The organism is Streptomyces rishiriensis (assembly GCF_003112535.1).
Classification (GTDB): domain Bacteria; phylum Actinomycetota; class Actinomycetes; order Streptomycetales; family Streptomycetaceae; genus Streptomyces; species Streptomyces rishiriensis.
In genome coordinates this window covers 1-3,367 of record NZ_BEWA01000059.1, presented here as the reverse complement: position 1 = coordinate 3,367, position 3,367 = coordinate 1, and the positions used below count along the sequence as shown (strand labels likewise).

1 protein-coding gene is annotated in these 3,367 nt (G+C 73.4%); it reads right to left on the bottom strand.

Going from position 1 to position 3,367, the window contains the following annotated elements; genetic code table 11:
* On the bottom strand, positions 1–3,367 hold a 3,367-nt coding region (locus tag Sri02f_RS40775; RefSeq protein ID WP_159106903.1), incomplete at both ends, for a type I polyketide synthase.

The window sequence follows — 3,367 nt, the reverse complement described above, 5'->3', positions numbered from 1 at the left end:
GGGTCGACGGTGTCGCCGATACGCCGGGCGGCGCCCCGCGCGACGGCGGTGCCGGACGTTCCGGCGGCCAGACCGCGCAGCGAGGCCACGAGGCTGTCGCGGTCGGCGCCGACGACGACGGCGCGCTCCTCCAGCGCGGCACGGCCGGTCAGGAGGGAGTGCGCGATGTCGACGGGATGGCCGTTCGAGCTCTCCAGATGGGTCAGCAGCTGCTCGGCCTGGGCGCGCAGCGCCTTGTCCGAGCGGGCGGACAGCAGCCACGGCACGACCGTGTGGGACGGGTCGGCGACGGGCGGTGCCGGCTCCTCCACGGCGAGCGGCGGCTCAGGCTCTTCGAGGATGATGTGGGCGTTGGTGCCGCTGACGCCGAAGGAGGAGACGCCGGCCCTGCGAGGCCGGTCGTCGCGTTCCCACGGGCGGGTGTGCGCGAGGATCTCGACCCGTCCTGCCGACCAGTCGACGATCGGGGAGATCTCCTCGGTGTGCAGGGACTTCGGCAGGGTGGCGTGCCGTATGGCCTGCACCATCTTGATGACGCCGGCCATGCCCGAAGCGGCCTGCGTGTGGCCGATGTTGGACTTCACGGACCCGAGCCACAGCGGGCGGTCGCCGTCGCGCTCCTGGCCATAGGTCGCCAGCAGCGCCTGCGCCTCGATCGGGTCACCGAGCTTCGTTCCCGTGCCGTGCGCCTCCACCACGTCCACATCGGCCGCCGACAGACCCGCGTCCGCCAGCGCCGCACGGATCACCCGCTGCTGCGCAAGACCGTTCGGCGCCGTCAGACCGTTCGACGCGCCGTCCTGGTTGATCGCCGAACCCCGCACCACCGCCAGCACCTCATGCCCCAGCGCCCGCGCGTCCGACAACCGCTCCAGCAGCAGCACACCCACACCCTCGGCCATGCCCATGCCGTCGGCTTCGGCGCCGAACGCCTTGCAGCGGCCGTCGACGGCCAGGCCGCGCTGACGGCTGAAGCCGACCAGGCCGATCGGCTCGCCCATGACGGCGGCGCCGCCGGCCAGTGCGAGGGAGCACTCGCCCGAACGGAGGGAACGCATGGCCTGGTGCATGGCGACGAGCGCGGAGGAGCATCCGGTGTCCATCGTCACGGCCGGCCCTTCGAGGCCGAGTGTGTAGGAGATGCGACCGGAGGCGATGCTGGTGACGGTGCCGGTGATGAGGTGGCCTTCGAGCCCCTCCGGCACGCTCCCGCTCGCTCCGTAGCCCTGGTGGGACACGCCGACGAAGACTCCGGTGTCGCTGCCGCGCAGGCTGTCGGGGGCGATGCCGGCCCGCTCCAGGGTCTCCCACGCGGTCTCCAGCAGCAGTCGCTGCTGGGGGTCCATCGCGATCGCCTCACGCGGCGAGATCCCGAAGAACGCCGCGTCGAACTCGGCCGCGTCGTGCAGGAATCCGCCGTCGCGGGCGTAGGTGGTGCCCGCTCGGTCCGGATCGGGGTCGTACAGGTTCTCCACGTCCCAGCCGCGGTCGACGGGCAGGGACGAGATGGCGTCGGTCTCGTCGAGGACGAGTCGCCAGAAGTCGTCCGGTGAGTGTGCTCCGCCGGGGAAGCGGCAGCCCATGGAGACGATGGCGATCGGTTCGTCCTCACGGGCCGGGCGGGCCGCCGGAACGGCCGGGAGCGCGGCGGACGGCGCCTCGGCGGCGTCGTCGACGAGGTGTCCGCGCAGATGACGCGCGAGGTCGCGGACGTTGGGGTGATCGAAGACGATCGTGGCGGGCAGCGTGAGGCCGGTCGCCTCGTTGAGGCGGTTGCGGAGTTCGACCGCGGTGAGGGAGTCGAATCCGAGTTCCCGGAACGCACGTGTGGCGGCGACGTCGTTGCCGTCCGCGTAGCCGAGGACGGCGGCGACCTGGGTGCGGACCACGTCGGTCAGGGTCCGGTCGCGTTCGGCGGAGCTCTGGCCCGCGAGTTCCGCGCGCAGGCCTCCGCCGCGTTCCGAGACGCGGTCGAGAACGGCTTCGTCGGCCCGCATCGCGGCCGCCACCTCGGGGACCTCGTGCAGCAGCGGCCGGGGGTGCGCGGCGGTGAAGACGGGAACAAAACGCTCCCAGTCGATGTCGGCGACGGCGAGGAAGGTCTCGTCGTGGTCGAGCGCCTGCTCGAGGCCCGCGACGGCGAGTTCGGCGTCCATGAACGGGATGCCGCGCCAGCGCAGTTGCTCCCGGACGACGTTGACGGCCATGCCACCGCCCTCCGGGCTCCAGATGCCCCAGGCGAGGGACATGCCGGTCAGGCCGCGCGCTCTGCGGTGGTCGGCGAGAGCGTCGACGTAGGCGTTCGAGGCCGAGTATGCGCCGTGGTCGCCGCTGCCCCAGGTGCCGGCGACGGAAGAGTACAGGACGAAGGCGTCCAGCCGGTCGTGGTCGAAGAGTTCGTCGAGGTTGACGGCGCCGAGCAGCTTGGCGCGGGCTCCCTCGGCGAAGAAGTCGAGGTCGGTGTCCGCGAGAGGGGCGAGCATGCCGACGCCCGCGGTGTGCACGACGGTGCGGATCGCGGGGCCGTCGGACTCCACCTGCTCGACGAGACGGCGCAGCGCCTCCCGGTCGGCGACGTCGCACGCGGCGACGGTCACCCGGCAGCCCAACTCGGTCAGTTCCTGCCGCAGCGCCTCCGCGCCCGGCGCCTGGTCCCCGTGGCGGCTGGTCAGCACCAGGTGCTCGGCGCCCTTGCGGGCGAGCAGCCGGGCCGTGTGGGCGCCGAGGCCGCCGGTGCCTCCGGTGATCAGCGCGGCGCCGCTGGTGCTCCAGGGACGCGCTGCGCTGCGGCCCGCGAGGGGGGCGCGGACGAGCCGTCGGATGTGGGCGCTCGATCCGCGCAGGGCGATCTGGTCCTCGTCGCCCCCTGCCGCGAGGACGGCGACCAGAGCGCGGGCGGCGTCGGGGTCGGGTGCGGAGGGAAGGTCGACGAGGCCGCCCCAGCGCCGGGGCTGCTCCAGGGCGACCACCCGGCCGAATCCCCAGAGCGCGCCCTGTACCGGACGGCTGACCGTGTCCCCGTCACCGGTACTGACAGCCTCGCTGGTCAGGAACCACGTCCTGGCCTCGATGCCGGCGTCCAGCATGCCCTGGACCAGGACCAGCGAGGACATCATGCCGACGGTCGCACCCGGGTGGCCCGGGGCGAGGCGCTCGTCGAGGGCCAGCAGGGACACGACGCCGCGCACGGATTCGGTCCCGGCCACCCCGTCGGTTCCGGTGTCGGTAGCGGCGACGGCGGCCGTGAGGCGTGCGGCGACGAGTGCGCGGTCCAGCTCGTCGGCGGCCATCGGGAGGGTGACGGCGGTCGCGCCCGCCTCGCTCAGGGCGTCGGCGACGGTGGCGGCAAGCGGCGACCGGACATGCT